The organism is Vogesella sp. LIG4 (assembly GCF_900090205.1).
GTDB lineage: Bacteria > Pseudomonadota > Gammaproteobacteria > Burkholderiales > Chromobacteriaceae > Vogesella.
Window position 1 is genome coordinate 2733786 of record NZ_LT607802.1, and the last position, 19811, is coordinate 2753596.

General features: G+C 61.7%; 20 protein-coding genes and 2 tRNA genes. 12 read left to right on the forward strand and 10 right to left on the reverse strand.

Translation table 11 applies throughout. The features are described from left to right. Positions 1 to 8: 8 nt before the first annotated feature. Entirely contained in the window at positions 9 to 962 is a 954-nt protein-coding gene (speB, locus tag PSELUDRAFT_RS12870; RefSeq protein WP_088967219.1) for an agmatinase, read from the reverse strand. A 290-nt stretch (positions 963 to 1252) separates the two neighbouring features. Here speB and PSELUDRAFT_RS12875 point away from each other — a divergent pair, with 290 nt between their 5' ends. Further along, positions 1253 to 2149, forward strand: coding sequence for a LysR family transcriptional regulator (locus tag PSELUDRAFT_RS12875; RefSeq protein WP_088967220.1), 897 nt, complete (start codon positions 1253 to 1255; stop codon positions 2147 to 2149). Positions 2150 to 2299: 150 nt separating this feature from the next. Here PSELUDRAFT_RS12875 and PSELUDRAFT_RS12880 read toward each other — a convergent pair whose 3' ends face one another. After that, a complete protein-coding gene (locus PSELUDRAFT_RS12880) occupies positions 2300 to 2764 on the reverse strand; it encodes a nuclear transport factor 2 family protein (RefSeq protein WP_088967221.1) in 465 nt (154 codons plus the stop codon). Between the two features lie 920 nt (positions 2765 to 3684). Here PSELUDRAFT_RS12880 and PSELUDRAFT_RS19445 point away from each other — a divergent pair. Next, a complete protein-coding gene (locus tag PSELUDRAFT_RS19445) occupies positions 3685 to 4959 on the forward strand; it encodes a S8 family serine peptidase (protein ID WP_157725122.1) in 1275 nt (424 codons plus the stop codon). Between the two features lie 327 nt (positions 4960 to 5286). On the opposite strand, the gene PSELUDRAFT_RS12885 is transcribed toward PSELUDRAFT_RS19445, so the two are convergent. Further along, positions 5287 to 6210 carry a restriction endonuclease gene (locus PSELUDRAFT_RS12885; RefSeq protein ID WP_088967222.1) on the reverse strand — a complete coding sequence of 308 codons (924 nt, stop codon included), beginning with the start codon at positions 6208 to 6210 and terminating at the stop codon, positions 5287 to 5289. Between the two features lie 212 nt (positions 6211 to 6422). Here PSELUDRAFT_RS12885 and PSELUDRAFT_RS12890 point away from each other — a divergent pair, with 212 nt between their 5' ends. Further along, positions 6423 to 6731, forward strand: a complete 309-nt coding sequence (locus tag PSELUDRAFT_RS12890) for a type II toxin-antitoxin system HigA family antitoxin (RefSeq protein ID WP_197693860.1) — start codon at positions 6423 to 6425, stop codon at positions 6729 to 6731. A gap of 277 nt (positions 6732 to 7008) precedes the next feature. On the opposite strand, the gene PSELUDRAFT_RS12895 is transcribed toward PSELUDRAFT_RS12890, so the two are convergent. Beyond that, on the reverse strand, positions 7009 to 7596 hold the full coding sequence (locus PSELUDRAFT_RS12895; RefSeq protein ID WP_197693861.1) for a Swt1 family HEPN domain-containing protein: 588 nt from the start codon (positions 7594 to 7596) through the stop codon (positions 7009 to 7011). Next, positions 7589 to 8200, reverse strand: a complete 612-nt coding sequence (locus PSELUDRAFT_RS12900; protein WP_088967223.1) for a DUF5343 domain-containing protein — start codon at positions 8198 to 8200, stop codon at positions 7589 to 7591. Before PSELUDRAFT_RS12900 ends, PSELUDRAFT_RS12895 begins: the two co-directional genes overlap by 8 nt. A 460-nt stretch (positions 8201 to 8660) precedes the next feature. Between PSELUDRAFT_RS12900 and PSELUDRAFT_RS19945 the strand changes: the two genes are divergently transcribed. Continuing rightward, positions 8661 to 8789, forward strand: coding sequence for a hypothetical protein (locus PSELUDRAFT_RS19945; RefSeq protein ID WP_255374054.1), 129 nt, complete (start codon positions 8661 to 8663; stop codon positions 8787 to 8789). A 324-nt stretch (positions 8790 to 9113) separates the two neighbouring features. Here PSELUDRAFT_RS19945 and PSELUDRAFT_RS12905 read toward each other — a convergent pair. Continuing rightward, positions 9114 to 9189, reverse strand: a tRNA-Glu gene (locus PSELUDRAFT_RS12905). A 39-nt stretch (positions 9190 to 9228) separates the two neighbouring features. After that, positions 9229 to 9304 (reverse strand) — tRNA-Ala (locus tag PSELUDRAFT_RS12910). Between the two features lie 143 nt (positions 9305 to 9447). On the opposite strand from PSELUDRAFT_RS12910, the gene hpnC reads away from it, so the two are divergent. The 8 genes from hpnC (at position 9448) to PSELUDRAFT_RS12950 (ending at position 16114) form a co-directional block, all read left to right on the forward strand. Next, positions 9448 to 10296, forward strand: a complete 849-nt coding sequence (hpnC, locus tag PSELUDRAFT_RS12915; protein ID WP_088967224.1) for a squalene synthase HpnC — start codon at positions 9448 to 9450, stop codon at positions 10294 to 10296. Between the two features lie 131 nt (positions 10297 to 10427). Further along, a complete protein-coding gene (hpnD, locus tag PSELUDRAFT_RS12920; RefSeq protein ID WP_088968491.1) occupies positions 10428 to 11273 on the forward strand; it encodes a presqualene diphosphate synthase HpnD in 846 nt (281 codons plus the stop codon). After that, positions 11270 to 12544 carry a hydroxysqualene dehydroxylase HpnE gene (gene hpnE, locus PSELUDRAFT_RS12925; protein ID WP_088967225.1) on the forward strand — a complete coding sequence of 425 codons (1275 nt, stop codon included), beginning with the start codon at positions 11270 to 11272 and terminating at the stop codon, positions 12542 to 12544. The genes hpnD and hpnE overlap by 4 nt, the downstream gene beginning before the upstream one ends. Then, a complete protein-coding gene (locus PSELUDRAFT_RS12930) occupies positions 12541 to 13296 on the forward strand; it encodes an SDR family oxidoreductase (protein WP_088967226.1) in 756 nt (251 codons plus the stop codon). Before hpnE ends, PSELUDRAFT_RS12930 begins: the two co-directional genes overlap by 4 nt. Positions 13297 to 13362: 66 nt before the next feature. After that, positions 13363 to 13926 carry a hypothetical protein gene (locus PSELUDRAFT_RS12935; RefSeq protein WP_088967227.1) on the forward strand — a complete coding sequence of 188 codons (564 nt, stop codon included), beginning with the start codon at positions 13363 to 13365 and terminating at the stop codon, positions 13924 to 13926. 85 nt (positions 13927 to 14011) lie between these two features. Further along, on the forward strand, positions 14012 to 15376 hold the full coding sequence (radA, locus tag PSELUDRAFT_RS12940) for a DNA repair protein RadA (protein WP_088967228.1): 1365 nt from the start codon (positions 14012 to 14014) through the stop codon (positions 15374 to 15376). A 4-nt stretch (positions 15377 to 15380) separates the two neighbouring features. After that, the gene (locus tag PSELUDRAFT_RS12945; RefSeq protein WP_088967229.1) at positions 15381 to 15941 is read left to right on the forward strand and encodes a sigma-70 family RNA polymerase sigma factor; all 561 of its coding nucleotides are present in this window, start codon (positions 15381 to 15383) and stop codon (positions 15939 to 15941) included. Then, positions 15938 to 16114, forward strand: a complete 177-nt coding sequence (locus PSELUDRAFT_RS12950; protein WP_088967230.1) for a zf-HC2 domain-containing protein — start codon at positions 15938 to 15940, stop codon at positions 16112 to 16114. The genes PSELUDRAFT_RS12945 and PSELUDRAFT_RS12950 overlap by 4 nt, the downstream gene beginning before the upstream one ends. A 155-nt stretch (positions 16115 to 16269) precedes the next feature. Here PSELUDRAFT_RS12950 and PSELUDRAFT_RS12955 read toward each other — a convergent pair whose 3' ends face one another. The 3 genes from PSELUDRAFT_RS12955 to PSELUDRAFT_RS12965 all read right to left on the reverse strand — a co-directional run bounded on the left by PSELUDRAFT_RS12955 (position 16270) and on the right by PSELUDRAFT_RS12965 (position 19695). After that, positions 16270 to 16602, reverse strand: a complete 333-nt coding sequence (locus PSELUDRAFT_RS12955) for a DUF2325 domain-containing protein (protein ID WP_088967231.1) — start codon at positions 16600 to 16602, stop codon at positions 16270 to 16272. Between the two features lie 246 nt (positions 16603 to 16848). Beyond that, on the reverse strand, positions 16849 to 17889 hold the full coding sequence (locus PSELUDRAFT_RS12960; protein WP_088967232.1) for a hypothetical protein: 1041 nt from the start codon (positions 17887 to 17889) through the stop codon (positions 16849 to 16851). A 123-nt stretch (positions 17890 to 18012) separates the two neighbouring features. Further along, on the reverse strand, positions 18013 to 19695 hold the full coding sequence (locus tag PSELUDRAFT_RS12965) for an AarF/ABC1/UbiB kinase family protein (protein WP_088967233.1): 1683 nt from the start codon (positions 19693 to 19695) through the stop codon (positions 18013 to 18015). Positions 19696 to 19811: the final 116 nt, after the last annotated feature.

Sequence of the window (19811 nt, forward strand, 5' to 3'; positions counted from 1 at the left end):
CGCTCCCCTTAGCTGCGGTACTCGACGCCGGGCAGCACGCACAGCATCTCGAAGGCAAGGTTGGCCGCAAGCAGCGCGGTGGTGCCCAGCGGGTCGTACGGCGGGGATACTTCCACTAGGTCGGCGCCCACCAGGTTGACGCCCTTGAGGCCGCGGATGATCTCCAGCGCCTGCGGCACGGTGAGGCCGGCGATTTCCGGGGTGCCGGTGCCGGGGGCGAATGCCGGGTCGATGCCGTCGATGTCGAAGCTCAGGTACACCGGGCCGTCGCCCAGCATCTCGCGCACCTGCTGCATCAGCGGCGCCAGCGATTTGCCCCAGCAGTCCTCGGCCTGCACCACGCGGAAGCCCTGCTCGCGGCACCAGTCGAAATCCTCGGCGGCGTAGCCGGTGCCGCGCAGGCCGATCTGCACCACGCGGTTGCAGTCCAGCAGGCCTTCTTCCACCGCGCGGCGGAACGGCGTGCCGTGGGCGATCTTCTCGCCGAACATGGTGTCGTTCACGTCGGCATGGGCATCCACGTGCACCACGCCCACCTTGCCGTACTGCTTGTGCATGGCGCGCAGGATGGGCAGGGCGATGGTGTGGTCGCCGCCCAGGGTGATGGGGCGGCAGCCGCCGGCGATGATGTCGTCGAAGGCTTGCTCGATGCGCAGGATGGAGTCGTGCAGGTTGTACGGGTTGGTGGCCACGTCACCGATGTCGGCCACGCGCAGCGAATCGAACGGTGCGGCGCGGGTGGCCATATTGTAGGGGCGCAGCAGCACCGATTCGGCGCGGATCTGGCGCGGGCCCAGGCGGGTGCCGGTGCGGTTGGACGTGCCCAGGTCGAAAGGCACGCCCACGAAGCAGGCATCCAGCCCGGCGCTGGAATCGCATTGCGGCAGGCGCATCATGCTGGCAATGCCGCCGAAACGCGGCATCTCGTTGCCGCTCATCGGCTGGAAGGTAGGATGGGACATCTTGGTTTCTCCACTTGTGGGCATCTCTAAAAACTCAGCTTTCGTCGCGATACTGCGTTGCTCACAAAAAATCCCTCCTTACATATCAAACATATGCGGCGTCGGGATTTTTCATTCACGCCTTGTCTCGCTTAGAAACCCGGGTTTTTCGAGGCACCCTTGCGTCGTTCCCGGTAAACCCGGAATCTGTTGTGTGAATCGAGTGTAGAAACCTTGTCACAAGGGAAGAATTACAGACTTGCAACCTTCACATTGAAGCGCATCAATGTAAGGAAAGCGGAGAGGAACGAATGCTCAACAACCTGCACGACCTGGACCTGCGCCTGATTCGGGTCTTCCTGGCGGTGGTGGAGGCCGGCGGTGTAACGCCGGCGCAATCGGCGCTGAATGTGTCGCAGTCCACCATCAGCATCCAGCTGTCCACGCTGGAAACCCGGCTCGGTTTCCGGCTGTGCGAGCGCGGCCGCGGCGGCTTCAGCCTCACGGCGAAGGGCGAGAACTTCGTCATTTCGGCGCGCCGCCTGCTGCTGGCCATCGACGATTTCTGCGTCGAGGCACGGCACATGGGCAAGCGCCTGGTGGGCAGCATCAACCTCGGCCTGATCGGCAATACCCCGGTGCAGCAGAACATCCGCATCAGCCAGGCCATTGCCCGTTTTCGCCAGCGCGACGAGGCGGTGAAGTTCTCGGTGCAGGTGCGCCCGCCGGGTGACCTGGAAGAACAGGTGCTGAACGGCCAGCTGCACCTGGCGGTGGGTTACTTCTGGCACCGGCTGCCCAGCCTGGAATACACGCCGCTGTTCGTGGAGCGGCAGGTGGCCTACTGCGGCCAGGGCCACCCGCTGTTCGAGTGTGCCGGCGCGCTGGAGTCCGGCGAGGTGGCCGACTACGACTGGGCCTGGCGTGGCTACCCGCTGCCGGAGGCGCAGCACGCCACCTCGCAACGCCACGTCACCGCGGTGGCGGACAATATGGAAGCCATCGCCGTGCTGTTGTTGTCCGGCTTTCACCTGGGCTATCTGCCGGAACACTTCGCCACCCCGTACGTGGAGCAGGGCCTGCTGCGGGCGCTCAACCCGCAGCAACTGCACTACTCGGTGACCTTCCACGTGCTGACCCGACGCGAGCCGCAGCGCGGCGACATCCTCAAGGCCTTTCTGGAAGACCTGCGCAGCGAATACCTGTAGCGGCAGGGCGCTTGGAGCGTGTTCACGATCTAGCGGGCTAGAGCGAGACAAGGCGAAAACTGGGGGCGCGTAATTGACATGCAGTCAATGCGCATCCCTGAGCCGGATTCACGCCGTATCGCCGACGCGCAGCAGATCGTGAACAGGCGCTTACAGCCCGAGCTGCGACAGCGAGGGGTGATCGTCCGGGCGCGGGCCGTGCGGCCAGTGGTACAGCCGCTCGCTTTCCTTGATCGCCAGATCGTTGATGCTGGCAATGCGCACGCGCATCAGGCCGTGCTCGTCGAACTCCCAGTTCTCGTTGCCGTAACTGCGGAACCACTGGCCGCTGTCGTCGCGCCATTCGTAGGCAAAGCGCACTGCAATGCGGTTGCCGGTAAACGCCCACAGTTCCTTGATCAGCCGGTAATCGATCTCGCGCTGCCACTTGCGGGTAAGAAACGCCGCAATCGCCTCGCGGCCCTGCAGGAACTCGCTGCGGTTGCGCCAGCGGCTGTCCTCGGTATACGCCAGCGCAACACGCGCCGGGTCGCGGCTGTTCCAGGCATCTTCCGCCATGCGCACTTTCTGCGCGGCGGTGGTGGCATCAAACGGGGGCAGGGGTGGTCGGGACATGATGTGCTCCATGGCTGGGGGCTGACGGGCAGACAAGGCCGGGCAAGGTTGGCCGCATGGTGGTGCTACTGGCAGGCGTGGCAGCGCAGCCGGCTACGCTGCCGGAGCCTTATGCTGCCCGATATTGCTGTGGCGTGCATGGTATTGCTGCCGGATGCGGCCAACATGGCGTGCCGCCTGGCGCAAGCGGCACAGCGCGCAGTGCTCGACGCGTATCAATCTTCATGTTTGCGTATGCCTGGCGTGTGCTTGCAGTAATGAACTCACGCCAGCCCACGTCGCGATATTGCATTGCTCGCGAAGTTCATCCTTGCATATCAACTATATGCAGCGTCGAGTTTTTTCTCGCCTTGCCCTGTTTGGAAGCCGTTTTTTACGAAGTTCCTCTGATTCAGCTTGTCGAAATTGACGAGCCACAATGATTGAATGCTTATTCATGATGTTTTCAATATTAAGATAACAGTGAATATTTATAAGGGTCGTGTGCATGTAATTAACGCATGCTACAAATTGCAATGTTTGGTATTTTCTGGTGGCGTGAAGTGGTGTGAAAAACGTTGCGCCTAATTAAGCTAAGCACGGTCTGCAGGTTGGAAAGCCAAGATGGCTTCCTGTCGATAGCCTTGCAGGATAAATATTTGAAATACTGCAGAGAACCCAAGGTGGTTTTGTATTCCCCTTTTTAACACTGATCTGAATATTTTTCGGAAATTCATATTTATATTTAATGTGCTGGTGCGCTAGTGGCTGTTTTTTAATGAATTGCTGTGCGGCCGGCGTGGCGTGGGGAGTCTGCTTGTTGAATTCTTGTGGTGATCCATGACTTTTGTTTTTTCACGATAGTACTATCAGTTTGATGGTCTATCCTGCATGAATGGAGTGTATGTCACTCTTCCCATTAATGCAGGAGGGTTTGAATAATGAATAATTTCATCCTGATGGCATTGCATTTTGCCAGGGCAATACTGGTGGTGAGCTTGTTTGGCTCCGCCGGCTTGGCCGCAGCACAAAATGCGATGATCCTGCCGAAGGCGGGAGTGGCGTATTACCACATTCCTGTATGCCCAGGCCCTGCGAATGCCGGCACGGTTCGCTGTCACGCTCATGTTTTAACCGACATCAAGGGGGTGCCGCAGGCTACCAAGGCTGGCGGTAGCGGTACGCCTGTACTGCCATCCAGCGGTTTTGGCAGCCCGCAATTCCAGGGCGCCTACGGTTTGAGTGGCTTGAGCGGTAGCCCCGGTAGCGGTATGACGGTGGCGATTGTGGATGCTTACGATAACCCCAGGGCCGAGCAGGATCTGGCGTATTACAGTACTGCGTGGGGGTTGCCGAGTTGTACTACGGCGAACGGCTGCTTCCGGAAAGTAAACCAGAACGGCGGAACCAACTATCCGCGCGCCAATGCCGGCTGGGCGCTGGAAATCGCCCTTGACGTGCAGACCGTGCATGCAGTGTGCCCGAATTGCAGGATTCTGCTGGTCGAGGCAAGTAGCAGCAGTATCAGCAACCTGCTTGCCGCCGAGAATTATGCGGCTGCCCATGCGAATGTCGTTTCCAACTCCTGGGGCTCAAGCGAATTTTCAGGTGAAGCCAGCTACGATACGTATTTCGGCCGGGTTCTGACCACCGTATCGTCAGGCGATTCAGGCTATGGCGCGCAATGGCCTGCCGCTTCGCGTAATGTCATTGCCGTGGGGGGGACTACCCTGATGTTGAGCGTGACGGGCAGTAGTTACACGCGTTATAGCGAAGCTGTTTGGTCCGGCTCGGGCTCCGGCTGCAGTAAATATTTGCCGCAAAGCGTTTGGCAATCAAATTACTTCCTCATCCATGGCAATCCATCCCCTAGCTGCAATAATCGGGTAATTGCCGATGTGGCCGCCGATGCAGACCCCGGCACCGGGGCGGCTGTATATGATTCTTACGGCTATAACGGCCAGTCGGGTTGGTTTGTTGTCGGTGGTACCTCGCTCGCCTCGCCGATTATTGCCGCAATCTACGCTATGGCTGGCAACGGGCTGGATACTGCATCGATTTACAGGAACGTGAATTACGGCTCAACGATTTATGATGTGAAATCCGGATCAAATTCCAACTCGGGCTGCAGCGATAATCTGTGTTCTGGCCTGCCTGGTTTTGATGGCCCTAGCGGGCTGGGCACCCCGATCGGTGTGGGGGCATTCACGCCGTAGCTACGGTAGCAAGGCTGCTTGCTTTATTTCTGTTTGCCCAGGCCGGCGTCTGGCGTTAACGGGCAGGGCGAGCCTGCCGGACGGCAAATGGCAGCGGCGGAGCGCGCTGGCCGCGAATGATTGCGTGGGCACGTGTCGGCCAGGCGGCGTGCAAGGCGAAAATGTTTCATGAACTGGAAAAGGCACCTGGGAGGTGCCTTTTCATATGTGCAAGGGGCCGGGTAGTTTTGTCTTGTACTTGGGTCCGAGAGGGACAACACGTAATCACTGCCTTGGGCGTACTGGCAAATACGACCCGGCGGTTGCGGCAATGGCCTGCCTTGCACCTTAAACCTGGCGCATTCCCAGCGTGTGCTTGCAGCGCGGGTAGTGCTGGCAGCCCCAGAAACTGGCCCGGCCGGCCTTGCCGCTTACCGCGCGCATGCGGCCGCCACAGCCGGGGCAGGTGGGAATGTGGTAATCGCCAGCCGTGGCAAAACGCAGCAGCTCGTCCCGTGCCGGCTGCGGCAGACGCAGGAACATCATCAGCAGCATCTCGCCATCCATCAGCGTGATGTTGTTGCTGCTGGCGACTGCTTTGGCATCATCGCTGTACTGGCCGCAGGTCATGAAAAACGCCTTGGCGATCTTCTCGTGCGTCATCACCCCCAGCAGCTCGCGCACCGGCTTCACCCCGACAAACCGTTCACCCCAGGCCTTGCACTGCACGATGGAAGTGGCACGGCCGGAATCATCCTGGAACAGGCGGATATCGATGCCGCCATCCGGCCCCAGCGGCGTGGTCTCCGCGCGTATGCCCTTCAGCTCATAAAACTTCTGGCACACATCCTCGAAGCGCTTCCACTCCAGCGCGCGTATCAACTCCAGCGACCAGTTGGCCGCAAGCCCGTCCACCGGTGCCGGCTCGCTCTGCGTGGCAGGGGAGGTCATCAAGTCGCTGACGCGGGTGTCGTAATGCGACGGCTCAGCCTGCACCGGCTTGAGCGGCGCCAGCTTGCCCGCGCTGCCTCCATCTTGCTGCCGGCTGCGCAGCCAGGACAGTAACGCCAGCAATAACAGGGAACCGGCCACCAGCCAGGCCAGCTGCGACAGCATGATCACCACGATGGCAAACACCGGGTTGCCACCAAGCACCGCCGGCAATACCGCCTTCATCACGATGAAAGCCACCCCCGCCAGTACCGCGCTGACCTGCCACGGCGCGGCAATCAACTCTGCGGCCAACCCTTGCTTGCGTGATCTGCGTGCCATGTGAGTGTCTCGGAATAGTCTGATGGCATTCTAGGCGGCATATTTATGTCATGCAATTTGTGGGTGACTGGGCAAGTCCATCCAGCGCAAGACGCATAAGGAGTACGACAAATGGAAACCATGAACATTGCGGATCTGGCCACGCACTTTAGCGCCCTGAGCCGTGTAGTGCCGCTGCGCCCATTCGAAGTGAAGAAGACTACGAGCGGGCTATGGCAGTGATGAATACGCTGCTGGACGCTGGTGCGGCTGACGAACAGCACACGCTTGCCGATCTGGTGGCCACCCTGGGTGAACTGGTTGCCGACTACGATGCTGTTCACTACCAACTACCGGACGTGACCGGGGCGGATGCGCTACGTTTCCTGATGCAGCAGCACCAGCTGACGCAATCTGACCTACCGGAAATCGGCACCCAGGGCGTGGTGTCGGAAATACTGCGCGGCAAGCGGGAACTGAACGTGCGGCATATCCGTGCGCTGGTGGGGCGCTTCCACGTGCCAGCGTCGGTGTTTATCTAGAGTATGCAGCCTGCAGTGAAGCAAGTGAGTTGCAACAAGTAAAAAGCCACCTGACGGTGGCTTTTTTACTGTACTGCTTGGCGTGCCAAAGAGGATGCAGCTGGGCAATGGCTCAATAGTTTTTCTGTCAATCTCAAGTCAGACAAGACGACTTCTGCTTTCGACCCTAAGCGGAAGTTGGATACTTCAGAAAGCTGACATTCAACGTCTGAATTCACTGATCTGCGCGCCTTTTCGCGCAAATCAGGTGGAACAATGGGTTAGACCACACGGCCGCCTAAAGGCCAATAACCCTATTCCAGTCCGCTACATACATATATATCCGCTGGAATTCACTAGGTAAGAGCATTCGGTTATGGGCGATGAAATTACGAGCCTTCTCCAGTTCATCCATCCGCTGTTTGAGCCAATGCTGAGATGGCATCAAGGCTTCGAAATGTTTCCAGCTTTCCAGGATGATTGACGCCAATTGGCCGAAGTCAACGAAGCCAAGGATGTCTGACTTCTCCCCTTCGAGCCATGAATCATCAAATGCGGTCTTCTGTCGGGATTCAGCATGCTGCTTGATCTTTGCAGGAAGTTTGTTGGCCCACTCCGGCCCCTCCTTTTCCTCAAGCGTTTCGCGTATTAGAGAGCGAACTTCGTTTTCAAAGCAGTGAAGGACCGCATACAGGCGAGCCATCTCAAGAGCACCGTTTCGACGCGATACCCCAAAAGGGGCTAGTGCCTCGGACAAGAGCCGTTCTTCGGCTTGACTATGATCGGCACCAACTTGGATACCAGCAGCCTGAAATTGCCCAGCCTCTGATTCAAACATGAGGCCCCGAAACATATAGTCGCGCAGGTCTTTTCTGATGTCAGTCAAGGAGGTGCTCCTTCAAGGATTTGAAGATTGCGTTGAATACCTCGATGTCTTTTGTTGCGGGTAGGTGTATCTGGATGTTGTAGTGCAGAGATGGACGACTGTGCGCCTTTGTCAATGCCTCGGCAGCTTCTTTTGGGGGCGGTGCCTCTTGGGGGGCAACCTTGATCTCTGGTTGGGCCGGTGGCTTCGAATTCAAGTCAGCGAGATCCAACAAAGCAAAGAACGTTGCTGCCATCAGTTTTGCAGTGTTGGGACTTGCGTTGTGGGCACTCTTGAATTTGCCTTCGATTAGGTCGCGGTCAGCGGTAGTGGGCTTTGCTTTGATCGTAAAAAGATCACCATAGGCCTCTTTGATCGCTTCGGCCATCACCTGCCGTGGGTGAGCACCGCGATAGTCGTGATAGCGGCTCGTAGGTGTACCTTCCGCCGACAGGAAGCCCAGCGCCTTCAAGATTGGGATTACGGCGCGGAAATTGGATGATGTATATCCCCAATCCTTCAGATGCTGATTTGTGAACTTGTCGGGAGCGGCTGCTTCCGAAATGCGCTGAAATATTTCAGGCAACTGACCATAAACCTGCACGTAGGCATTTGTGAGTGCCATTCAAATCTCCCCCTGCGCCGTTGTATGGCATTGAAATTACCCGATGGAGTCCGATTATCAAGGATGAATCATGCGGACAGCATCCATGCCCGTCCGCTTTGGACGTGCTTTTGTGTCTGGCTGCTAATAGCCGATTTCAGTCGTTAAGACTCCCGACTTGGTAACACGGGGGGCTACGGCTATATCCCGAAAAATGCCCTTGTCCTTGTTGATGGTGTCCGCTATGTTAGTTAATGTCAACGGCAACTACTTCCTTGGTCTACAGGCGGCGCACAAATCCTAGATCGTGAGGGCAGGCATAGAGGCCTATATCAGTCCCTCGGGCTACGTACACTCTTGCGTCACACTTCTCATATATCGAAAGCCGACATGACAACTTCCCCTTTGCTAACAAGGGTTTGGAGTTGTTCAGTCTTCGGCTGATGCTATGGCTCCATTCCCGAACCTGAACGGAGCCATCATGTCTCTGACTACTCATGTCGAGTCGGATCTGACGGCGTGTGAGACACGCTTTCTGCTGGCCGGCCACGACATGGTGCAGTGCACCTGCTACCTGCATCGCGCTGCACACTCGATTTCCCCTTCCTGAGCATTGAAAAAGAACGCTTGCGCCAAGCCAGCCAGCGGGATACCTGCGTGCTGATTCTTGGCGGCATGGCGTGGTCGCTCAAGCCGTATGGCAGTGCCTCGGGCTATTGGTAGGAGATCAAGAGCGCGAATGTCAGCGTGAAATTTGGAAAGTAATGAAAGGCTTGGACTTGCAGAGCCCGGGCTTGCTGAGCATGGCTATTGTGAGCTTGATTGGGATGTGGGAGAGGAAGAGGCTGCGGTGCTGTGGCCAATGTTGGCCGCACAAGGAAATGTCGAGCAGAAACGCAAAAAAGCCACCCGAAGGTGGCTTTTTTGTTTCTACTGGCGTCCCCACGGGGATTCGAACCCCGGTTATCGCCGTGAAAGGGCGGTGTCCTAGGCCTCTAGACGATGGGGACAAAAAATCCGGCCAGCGGCCGGATTTTCTGAGGTGTTGGTGGTGGAGGTAAACGGGATCGAACCGATGACCTCTTGCATGCCATGCAAGCGCTCTCCCAGCTGAGCTATACCCCCACAGACGCTGCGTCGTTCAACGCGGAGCACATATTAGTTCACGGCTTTCGTGGCGTCAAGCATAAATTTTGCAAGCAGTGAAAACAGGCCGCTGCCGCGCTTCGCTTATAATGCGCGCTTTGCCTGTAGATGGATGCGCGCCGATGGCGGTGGATCATTACGAGAACTTTCCGGTAGGGTCGCTGGCGCTGCCGCGGCGCATGCGCAAGGCGGTGCATGTGATCTACCGTTTTGCGCGCCATGCCGACGATATTGCCGACGAGGGCGATGCCCCTGCGGTGGAAAGGTTGGCCGCATTGCAGGCGCTGCGCGAGGAGCTGGACCGCATCGCCGCCGGCGAGCCGGCGCAACAGCCGCTGATGCAGGCGCTGGCCGGTGTCATTGCCGAACGGCAACTGCCGCTGCAGCCGTTCTATGACTTGCTATCGGCGTTCAGCCAGGACGTGGAAAAGACCCGCTACCAGGATTTTGCCGAGCTGGTGGACTACTGCCGCCGTTCCGCCAACCCGGTGGGGCGGCTGATGCTGGCGCTGTACGGCGAGCACGACAGCCGCAGCATGGCGATGTCGGATGGCATCTGCACCGCGCTGCAGCTGATCAATTTCTGGCAGGACGTGGCCATAGACTGGCAGAAGGGCCGGGTGTACATCCCGCAGGAAGATCTGGCGAAATTCCGCATCAGCGAGCAGCAGATTGCGCGCGGCAATGCCGGCGGCGTGTGGCCGATGCTGATGGATAAAGAGGTGAAGCGCGCGCTGGCCATGCTGCAGGCCGGCTCGCCGCTGGCGCTCAAGCTCAAGGGGCGTTTTGGCCTGGAGCTGCGCATGATCGTGCTGGGCGGCGAGCGCATTCTGAAAAAGATTCACGATGCCCGTGGCGATGTGTTCAACCATCGCCCGGTACTGGGCTGGAGAGACTGGCCCGTGATTATCGGCAAGGCGCTGTGGGCGCCGTTTGCCAGACGGGCAACCCGAAAAACGCCGGGTTTCTAAGCGAGACAAGGCGCGAATGAAAAATCCCGACGCCGCATATGTCTGATATGTAAGGAGGGATTTTTCGTGAGCAACGCAGTATCGCGACGAAAGCGGGTGTTTTTCGAGGTGCCCAGACGAGGGAGATGGGTGTGACCCCACAACAATATTGTGAAGACAAGGCGGCGAAAAGCGGTTCCAGCTTTTACGCCAGCTTCCGCTACCTGCCCAAGGAGCAGCGCGATGCCATGGTGGCGCTGTACGCCTTCTGCCGCGAGGTGGACGACGTGGTGGACGAGATCCACGACGACAACGTGGCGCGCACCACGCTGGCCTGGTGGCGCACCGAGCTGGCAGCCATGTACCAGGGCACGCCCAATCACCCGGTGATGCGCGCGCTGCAGCCGCAGGTGGCGCGTTTCGACCTGCCGCAGGAGTGGTTTGCCGAGATCATCGACGGCATGCAGATGGACCTGGACGTGCCGCGCTACAACCGTTTCAGCGACCTGCAACTGTACTGCCACCGTGTAGCCGGGGTGGTGGGGCAGCTGTCGGCGCAGATCTTCGGCTACCAGGATCGCGCCACGCTGAAATACGCGCACGAGCTGGGGCTGGCGTTCCAGCTCACCAATATCATCCGCGACGTGGGCGAGGATGCGCGTCGTGGCCGGCTGTATCTGCCGGTGGAGGACCTGCAGCGCTTCGGCGTGCCGGCGGCGGATGTGCTGGCCTACAAGGAAAGCCCACAGTTCACCGAGCTGATGCAGTTCCAGATTGCTCGGGCACACGAGCATTACCGTCGTGCCTGGGCGCTGCTGCCACAGGGCGACCGCAAGGCGCAGCGCATCGGTCTGGTGATGGCTGCCATTTACCGCGCCACGCTGGACGAAATCGCGCTGGACGGCCCGGGCAAGGTGCTGAACCAGCGGTTGTCGCTGTCGCCGGGGCGCAAGATCTGGCTGGCGTGGAAGACCTGGAACTTCGGCTACAAGCCGTGACACCGCGCGTTGCCATCATCGGCGCCGGCTGGGCCGGCCTGGCAGCCGCCATCGAGCTGGCCGATGCGGCCAACCTTACCGTGTTCGAAGCCGGCCGCGTGCCCGGCGGCCGCGCCCGCGCGGTGGAGCTGGACGGCATGCGGCTGGACAACGGCCAGCACATCCTGATCGGCGCCTACCGCGACAGCCTGCGGCTGATGCAGCGGGTAGGGGTGGATACCGCTGCAACGTTGGCCGCACAGCCGCTGAGCTGGCAGCAGGTGGACGGCATCAGCATGCGCTGCCCCTCGTGGCCGGCGCCGTGGCAGCTGCTGGCCGGCCTGCTCGGCGCGCGCGGCCTGCGCTGGCGAGACAAGCTGGCGCTGCTGCGCCTGTTGACCTGGCTCAGGGTGCAAGGCTGGCGAATCGGGCAGGATGTCGCCGCACTGGCCTGGCTGCGTGAGCACGGGCAGGGCGAGCGGCTGCTGGATTGCTTCTGGACGCCGCTGATCCTGGCCACGCTCAACACGCCGCCGGCGCAGGCTTCCATGCAGCTGCTGGCCAATGTGCTGCGCGACAGCCTTGGCTCGCCGCGCGGTGCGGACAGCCGGCTGCTGCTGCCGCGCGTCAATCTGGGCGCGCTGTTTGCCGAGCCGGCGCTGCAATGGTTGGCCGCACGCGGCGCCGATATTCGCCTGGGGCAGCGCATCGCCGCGGTGGACTGGCGCAGCCGCAGCGTGGCCGGCGAGCGTTTCGACGCCATCATCGTGGCCACCGCGCCCTACCATGCTTTACGACTGGTGGATGCGCCCGCCTTGCAAAACTTGCTCAAGGCATGGCAATACCAGCCGATAAGCACCGTATACCTGCAGTTTGCCGACCGGGTGGTGTTGCCGGCGGCAATGACCGGGCAGGTGCACGGGTTGGGGCAGTGGTGGTTCGACCGCGAGGCCTTGAGTGGCGAAGCCGGGCTGGTGTCGGTGGTGATCAGTGCGCAGGGGGCGCACGAATCGCTATCGCACGATGAGCTGGTGCGGCGCTGCGAGGCGGAATTGCGCCGCGCCGTACCGCAACTGCCGCCGCTGCGGCAAGGCCGGGTAATTACCGAACGGCGTGCCACCTTTGCGGCCAACGTAGCCTTGCCACGCCCCGATGTGCGACTTCCCGTAAAATCGGGCTACCTGGCGGGTGACTGGCTATGTGCCGACTACCCGGCTACTCTCGAAGGAGCAGTACGCAGCGGCATTGCCGCCGCCGGAGCCCTCATGCAGGACTGGACAACAAAACAATGATGCAGACTTTTGACGATAACTATCTGGCCGGCCGCGTAATTCTGGTGACCGGCGCTACCCAAGGGGTAGGCCGCGAAACCGCGCTGGCCGCCGCACGCCATGGCGCTACCGTGGTACTGCTGGCGCGCAGCGTGCGCGGGCTGGAAAAGATTTACGACGAAATCGTGGCGCAGGGCTCGCCGGAGCCGGTGGCGATTCCGCTGGACCTGCTGGAAGCCACCGACGACGCCTTCAACACCCTGGCGTACCAGATCAAGCACGCGGTTGGGCGGCTGGATGGCATCGTGCACTGCGCGCAGCATTTCTTTGCACTGTCGCCGCTTACCGACCAGCGTATCGACGAGTGGATGAACCAGTACCGCATCAATACCGTGGCGCCGTTCGCACTCACCCGAGCCTGCCTGCCGCTGCTGAAGGCGGCGGAAGACGCCAGCGTGGTGTTCATCGGCGAAACCCACGGCCAGCAGCCGGGGCCGTTCTGGGGCGCGTTCGGCGCTTCCAAGGCCGGGCTGAACTACCTGATGCAGGTGGCGGCGTCGGAATGGGACATGTTCCCCAATCTGCGGGTGAATCTGCTGGTGCCGGGGCCGGTCAATTCGCCGTTCCGCGTGCGTACCCACCCGGGCGAGGACAAGAGCGAGCGCGGCAACCTGGTCGACCTGATGCCGCACATGCTGTACTGGATGGGCGGCGCCAGCCGCGGCCGCAGCGGCGAAATCATCGCGCTGGATCTGCGCACCAACAAGGCATAAGGACGAACGATGCGGGCTTATCTGCTGTTGCCAGCCATGATGTTGCTGACCGGGTGCAACTGGGTCATGAACATCAGCGGCCTGGCGGCCGAATCCAACAAGGCGATCGGGGCCTCGTGCCGCCAGACCGGCCGCTCGCTGGAGGAGTGCTACAGCCGCAACCCGGAGGCCGACAAGGCGCAGATTTTCGCCGGCTGGCGCGAAATGCAGGACTACATGGCCAAGAACAAGCTTGAGACCATGCACCCGATGTCGGAAGCGCCCCCGCCTGCCAGCGGGGATGCCTCCGGCCCGGCTGATGCCCGCGCCGATTCGCCGGCTCAAAAAAAAAGTAGTGCCCTGAGCGGCAAGGCGGCAGCAGCGGGGGCGGTAGCCGCGCCGCCTGCTGCCACCAAGCCGGTGGAGGTGCGCAAGCCGCTGACCAACGAGGAAGCGGAAGCGATGGCCAAGCACGACCCGCTGCTGGATTCCATCCTCTCCACCGTGCGCGGCGAAGACAAGCCCAAGGCGCTGGAGAAGAAGAAAGACCCGCAGGCCGGTAACGATAACCGCCTGCTCAACATCCTCAACGAAATCAACAGCAGCCAGCCCGAGAAGGGCGCACCCGACAAGCCGGCCAGCTCGCACTGAGCTGCCGCGCATCCTGCTGCCGATTGGGCTTGCCTGCCAGCCGCCTTGCCGGCAGACTCGGCATCCGCAGTGCGGATACTCATTCATGGCCAAGAACAAAACCATCTACCAGTGCAGCGAATGCGGCGGCAGCTCGCCCAAGTGGCAAGGGCAATGCCCGCATTGCAACGCCTGGAATACCCTTAGCGAAACCGTAGCCGCACCGGCTGCGGCCAACCCGCGCTTCCAGAGCTGGACGGCGCAGAGCCAGCCGGTACAGGTGCTGTCCGAAGTGCAGGCCACCGAGGTGCCGCGCGAATCCAGCGGCATCGATGAACTGGACCGCGTGCTGGGCGGCGGCATCGTGCGCGGCGCGGTGGTGCTGCTGGGCGGCGACCCCGGCATCGGCAAATCCACGCTGTTGCTGCAGGCGCTGGCCACCATCGGCAGCAACCGCAAGGTGCTGTACGTGTCCGGCGAGGAATCGCCGCAGCAGATCGCCATGCGCGCCTCGCGGCTGGCAGTGGATGCGGCCCGCGTGCGCCTGCTGTCGGAGATTCGCCTGGAGGCCATCATCGCCACCCTGCAGCAGGAAAAGCCGGAGGTGGCGGTGATCGACTCCATCCAGACGCTGTACTCCGACCAGGTAACCTCGGCCCCCGGCTCGGTGTCGCAGGTGCGCGAATGCGCGGCGCAGCTCACCCGCATCGCCAAACAAAGCGGCATCACCATCATCCTGGTGGGCCATGTCACCAAGGAAGGCTCCATCGCCGGCCCGCGCGTGCTGGAGCACATCGTGGACACCGTGCTGTATTTCGAAGGCGACAGCCATTCCAGCCACCGCATGATCCGCGCCATCAAGAACCGCTTCGGTGCGGCCAACGAGCTGGGCGTGTTCGCCATGACCGAACGCGGCCTGCGCGGTGTGTCCAACCCCTCGGCAATCTTCCTTTCCAGCTACCGCGACGACGTGGCCGGCTCTTGCGTGCTGGTAACCCAGGAAGGCAGCCGCCCGCTGCTGGTGGAAATCCAGGCGCTGGTAGACGACGCGCACGGCTTCCAGCCCAAGCGCCTTACCGTGGGCCTGGAGCAGAACCGTCTGGCCATGCTGATGGCGGTGCTGCATCGCCACGCCAGCGTGGCCTGCTTCGACCAGGACGTGTTCCTCAACGCGGTGGGCGGGGTGAAGATCATGGAACCGGCCGCCGACCTGGCGGTGATCCTGTCCATGGTGTCCTCGCAGCGCAACAAGCCGCTACCGGAAAAGCTGGTGGTGTTCGGCGAGGTGGGGCTTTCCGGCGAGGTACGGCCGGTGTCCCGCGGCCAGGAACGGCTGAAGGAAGCTGCCAAGCTGGGTTTTACCCGCGCCATCGTGCCGGCGGCCAACGCGCCGCGCCAGCCGCTGGACGGGCTGGAAATCATCGGCGTGGACCGCCTGTCCGACGCTGTCGACTACTGCATCCGCCGCTGACGCCATGACACCTACCGACGCCGATATCGAAGCCGAACGCCCCTACCTGCTGCGCTACGCCCGCGCCCAGCTGCACGATGTTGCCGCGGCGGAAGACGCGGTGCAGGACACGCTGCTGGCGGCATTGCAGGGCAGGGAGCGTTTCAGTGGCAGCTCCAGCCTGCGCACCTGGCTTACCTCCATCCTGCGTTTCAAGCTGGTGGACACCGTGCGCCGCCAGTCGCGCGAAACCACGGTGGACCTGGGCGAAGACCTGGACCTGGCCGACCTGGATGGCGTGTTCGACGCCAGCGGCCACTGGGCGCATGCGGTGCGCGGCTGGGGCGCGCCGGAGGAAAGCCTGCTGGCGCGGCAGTTCTGGCAGGTGTACCAGCAGTGCGCGCAGGTGATGCCAAAACGCACCGCCATGGTGTTCGCCATGCGCGAGGTGATGGACATGGACATCGCCGACATCTGTAAGAATCTGGGCATTACTGCGGCTAACTGCTCAGTGATGCTGTACCGCGCACGCCTGAGCCTGCGCGAGTGCCTGGAAACACGCTGGTTCCAGCGGGAGGGAACATGATGCTCAATTGCCGTCAGGCCAGCCGCCTGATTTCCGAAGCCATGGACCGGCCATTGAGCCGCGCCGAACAGGCGCGCCTGGCGATGCACCTGATGCTGTGCAGCAACTGCCGCAACTTCCGCCAGCAGATGCGCCAGCTGCGCGAGGGCATTCGCAAGGGGCGTGAGCTGTAAAGGTTGGCTGCATGTGGTGTTAACTGCCGTAGCCCGGGCAAGCGCAGCGCATCCGGGGAAGCGCAGGAAATGGCAAGTCACAAAGCAAGGGCGGGTCCACGGACCCGCCCTTGTCACGTTCTTCCTGCGCGGGCATGGCCTGCGGCCAACCTTTCCTACCGCTGACGGCCGCAGGCCTTGGGACAGCTGGCGCACTGTTCGGCCATGCCGGCGCATTCCAGCGATTGCTTCAGCGAGCACACCGAACGGCGGCAGGCGATGAACTTCACGTTTTCCTCGTTGGCCAGCTGGCGGAAGTGCTTCATCACGTTGTGGCCAAGGAAGTCGGTGAACAGGATCAGCAGCTCGGTGCCAGCCGGCAGGCGGTCCAGCTTGCGCTGATGCGAGCTGTTGCGGCCGCTCAGGTGTTTATGGATGTTGATGCCGAAAGAAGTGAGTACCCCCGGAATATTGCCCAGGGTGTCGGCGCCGACCAGCATGGCATTCATGGTGTTGTCCTGAGGTTCTGGATGTGCCCATCTTAGCCAGCTGGAAAAATTTAATCAATAACAATTCTCATTTAGATTTGATCTGGGTCATGGCATTGCCCGGTGGATGCGCAGCCATAAGTCCCGGCACCTGTTTGCGATCCAGCGCGCTGGGGCGCGATAAGGCGATAACGGCGGAGGATGCAGGTCAACGCGCATCCCCGAGCCGAATCCAGCGCCGTATCGCCGCAGCACGTAAACAGGTTCTCAGGCGCTCAGGTCCACCTGCGAGATCATCCCGACGCTGCCATTCTCGTTCAGGTAGACGCCGGCCTTGCGCAGCTGGCCCTGGGTGGCGCCCTGGCTGTCGGCAAAGCGGAAGCCGGCATCGGTGCTGGGCAGCAGCAGCGCGCCAATGCCCAGCTCGGACAGCGGGGTGAGCTTGCTCTGGCCGTCCGCGGTCTGCTGCCATAGCTTGAGGTTGGCAAATGCGGGGTCGCCTTCGTCGATGGCGCCGTTGTGGTCGCTGTCCAGCTTCGCCAGCTCGGCAAAGCCGTTGCCGCTTTGCGGGCCGAACAGTTCGCTGTTGTCGTCCACCTTGCCGTTGCCGTTGTTGTCCTGCACCAGCCAGCCGCCGTTGCCGGGCATCGGCATGGCGTCCGGCTTACCGTCGCCGTTCACGTCGAAACTGACGCTGGCGCCGGACAGCGCACCGGCGTCGTTGCCCAGTGTCAGCATCAGCGGGTCGTGCGTGGCGGCGCCAAAGTTCAGCGTCTGGCTGCTGTGAATATCCAGGCTGCGCTGCAGGCTGACATCCAGCTGGAAGCTGAACTGGCGCCCGTCGCCGGTGGTGATGCTGCCGCTGGCGGAAAACTGCAGCGACTCCTGTTCCTGGTAGTGGAAGTCCTGCTGCACACGCATCGCCGTTTGCGGAGCGTTGCTGCCTGGCGCTGCGGTGGTTGGAGGAGGGGGCGTGGCGCTGCTGTTGCTGGCGGCATCGTTGGCCGCAGGCTGGCCGCCGGTAAGCTGGCGCAGGTCCTGCAGCGAAATATGGATGCCGAAGGCCTTTTCCAGGATGCCGCGCAGCAGCGCCAGTTCGGGTGTCAGGCCATCGTTGTTGTCGGCTGCGTCACCCAGGCTGGCGGCCTTGCCGGCGTCGCTGAGGGTGACGGTGTCGGTGCTGGCAGCGGCTGGGCTGGCGGTGCTGGCCGCGCCCTCCTGCCAGATGGCAATGCTCTGCTGCACGCTGCTGGATTGCTGGTACTGATACTGGGTGCCCAGCGCCAGCGACATGGTGTCTACTTTCATAAGGCTGCCTCCTGCGTCCTGCGCAGCTTATATCGGCAGTAAACAGCGCTTGCTTAGCGCTGTTTCATGAATTTCTGACAGATATACCGGCGGAAAGGCCGCGATGGCGCCATTGCCGGCTTGTCATAAATTCTTGCCGGCGCGCCAGATCGACCAGATCAGCCACATGCTGTTGAAGAAGGCGGCCATGAAGCCCAGAAAGCCGAACAGCGGCAGGCCGAACAGGGTGGGGCCGCCTTTTACCGTCATCACGATGGAGGAGCCGATGATCAGGCAGCCGGTGACAATGCCCATGGTGAGGCGGTTCACGCTCTTGTCCAGCTGGTAGCCGAACTGCTCCAGGCGCTTGAGGTCGAGGTTGATGCGGAACTTGCCGTGGCGGATGTCCTTGCCGATGCGGATGATGTCGCGCGGCAGGTCGGCGATCATGCTGAAGCCTTCGCGCAGTGTCTGCTTGCTGCGCATCAGGAAGTTGCGCGGGTCGTAGCGCGCCAGAATCAGCTGGCGCACGAACGGCGCCAGGTGCTCCACCAGCTGGAAGTCCGGGTCCAGCTGGCGGCCCAGGCCTTCCAGTGTCAGCAGCGCCTTGAACAGCATGGCCATGTCCGGCGGCAGCACAATGCCGTGGTCGCGGATCAGCCCCATGATGTCGTTGATCAGCTGCGACATATTGAGGTTCTTCAGCGGTACGTGGTCGTACTGGAACAGCATCTCGCCGATGTCCTCGGCAAACTGTTCCTCGTCCACCGGCGTGCTGCCGGTCCACTCCAGCAGCACGTTCATCATGCCGCGCTCGTCACGCTCCGACAGCGCCGCCAGCAGGTCCACGATCTCGTCGCGCCGCTTGTGCGACAGGCGGCCAACCATGCCGAAGTCGATGAAGGCGATGATGTCTTCCGGCAGGAAGATCACATTGCCCGGGTGCGGGTCGGCGTGGAAGAAGCCGTTGAGCAGGATCATCTTCAGCACGGCATCGGCGCCGCGCTTGGCCAGCAGCGGCGGGTTGAGCCCGGTGCCGGGCAGTGCTTCCACCGGCGTGGCCGGCAGGCCGTCCACGAAGTCCTGCACGTTCACCGCCGGCTTGGTGTATTCCCAGTGCACGCGCGGCACCCGCACGTGCGGGTCGCCGGCAAAATCGGCGGCAAAGCGCTCCATATTGCGTGCCTCCACCGCCAGGTCCAGCTCGCGGCGCAGCGAGCGCGCGAACTGCACCACGATCTCGGACGGCTGGAAGCGGCGTGCGTCGGGGAACTCCAGCTCCACCAGGTGCGCCAGGTGCTCCAGGATGCGCAGGTCGGCTTCCACCTTTTCCACGATGCCGGGGCGGCGCAGCTTCACCGCCACCACGGTGCCGTCCTTCAGCACCGCGCGATGTACCTGGGCGATGGATGCCGAGCCGATCGGGGTGTGGTCGAATTCGGCAAAGATTTCTTCCGGCGCCGCGCCCAGCGCCTGTTTCAGCGTGGCGGCCAGTTGCGCATCCGGAATCTGCGGCACGGTGTTCTGCAGCTTTTCGAATTCGGCGATCCACTCCGGCGCGAACATGTCGACGCGGGTGGACAGGATCTGCCCCAGCTTGATGAAGGTGGGGCCCAGCTCCTCGAACGCCTGGCGCAGGCGGATGGGCGTGGGAATGGCGTTGGCCGGGTCGGGGAAGGGGATGTTCAGCCACTGGCCGGCTTTCTCCACCGCGCGCGGTAGGCTCAGGCGCTGGGCGAATTCGCCCAGGCCATGACGAAACAGGATGCCGCTGATCTCTTTCAGGCGGGGCAGATCGCGCATGGCGATCAGGGTTTCTCTGAGCATGGCTGGCCGTTCAGGGCGGGTGCGACTGGCGCGGGGTGGCAGAAAATGGCAAACAAGTATCGAAGATTCGCCGTGGCTTCACAATAGCATTGGCCGGTGGCTGCGGCGGGCCCGGG

Coding starts and splice junctions, on each gene's coding strand:
- speB (WP_088967219.1), bottom strand. CDS start 962: ATGTCCCATCCTACCTTCCAGCCGATGAGCGGCAACGAGATGCCGCGT.
- PSELUDRAFT_RS12875 (WP_088967220.1), top strand. CDS start 1,253: ATGCTCAACAACCTGCACGACCTGGACCTGCGCCTGATTCGGGTCTTC.
- PSELUDRAFT_RS12880 (WP_088967221.1), bottom strand. CDS start 2,764: ATGTCCCGACCACCCCTGCCCCCGTTTGATGCCACCACCGCCGCGCAG.
- PSELUDRAFT_RS19445 (WP_157725122.1), top strand. CDS start 3,685: ATGAATAATTTCATCCTGATGGCATTGCATTTTGCCAGGGCAATACTG.
- PSELUDRAFT_RS12885 (WP_088967222.1), bottom strand. CDS start 6,210: ATGGCACGCAGATCACGCAAGCAAGGGTTGGCCGCAGAGTTGATTGCC.
- PSELUDRAFT_RS12890 (WP_197693860.1), top strand. CDS start 6,423: ATGGCAGTGATGAATACGCTGCTGGACGCTGGTGCGGCTGACGAACAG.
- PSELUDRAFT_RS12900 (WP_088967223.1), bottom strand. CDS start 8,200: ATGGCACTCACAAATGCCTACGTGCAGGTTTATGGTCAGTTGCCTGAA.
- PSELUDRAFT_RS19945 (WP_255374054.1), top strand. CDS start 8,661: ATGTCTCTGACTACTCATGTCGAGTCGGATCTGACGGCGTGTGAGACA.
- hpnC (WP_088967224.1), top strand. CDS start 9,448: ATGGCGGTGGATCATTACGAGAACTTTCCGGTAGGGTCGCTGGCGCTG.
- PSELUDRAFT_RS12930 (WP_088967226.1), top strand. CDS start 12,541: ATGATGCAGACTTTTGACGATAACTATCTGGCCGGCCGCGTAATTCTG.
- PSELUDRAFT_RS12935 (WP_088967227.1), top strand. CDS start 13,363: ATGAACATCAGCGGCCTGGCGGCCGAATCCAACAAGGCGATCGGGGCC.
- radA (WP_088967228.1), top strand. CDS start 14,012: ATGGCCAAGAACAAAACCATCTACCAGTGCAGCGAATGCGGCGGCAGC.
- PSELUDRAFT_RS12945 (WP_088967229.1), top strand. CDS start 15,381: ATGACACCTACCGACGCCGATATCGAAGCCGAACGCCCCTACCTGCTG.
- PSELUDRAFT_RS12950 (WP_088967230.1), top strand. CDS start 15,938: ATGATGCTCAATTGCCGTCAGGCCAGCCGCCTGATTTCCGAAGCCATG.
- PSELUDRAFT_RS12955 (WP_088967231.1), bottom strand. CDS start 16,602: ATGAATGCCATGCTGGTCGGCGCCGACACCCTGGGCAATATTCCGGGG.
- PSELUDRAFT_RS12960 (WP_088967232.1), bottom strand. CDS start 17,889: ATGAAAGTAGACACCATGTCGCTGGCGCTGGGCACCCAGTATCAGTAC.
- PSELUDRAFT_RS12965 (WP_088967233.1), bottom strand. CDS start 19,695: ATGCTCAGAGAAACCCTGATCGCCATGCGCGATCTGCCCCGCCTGAAA.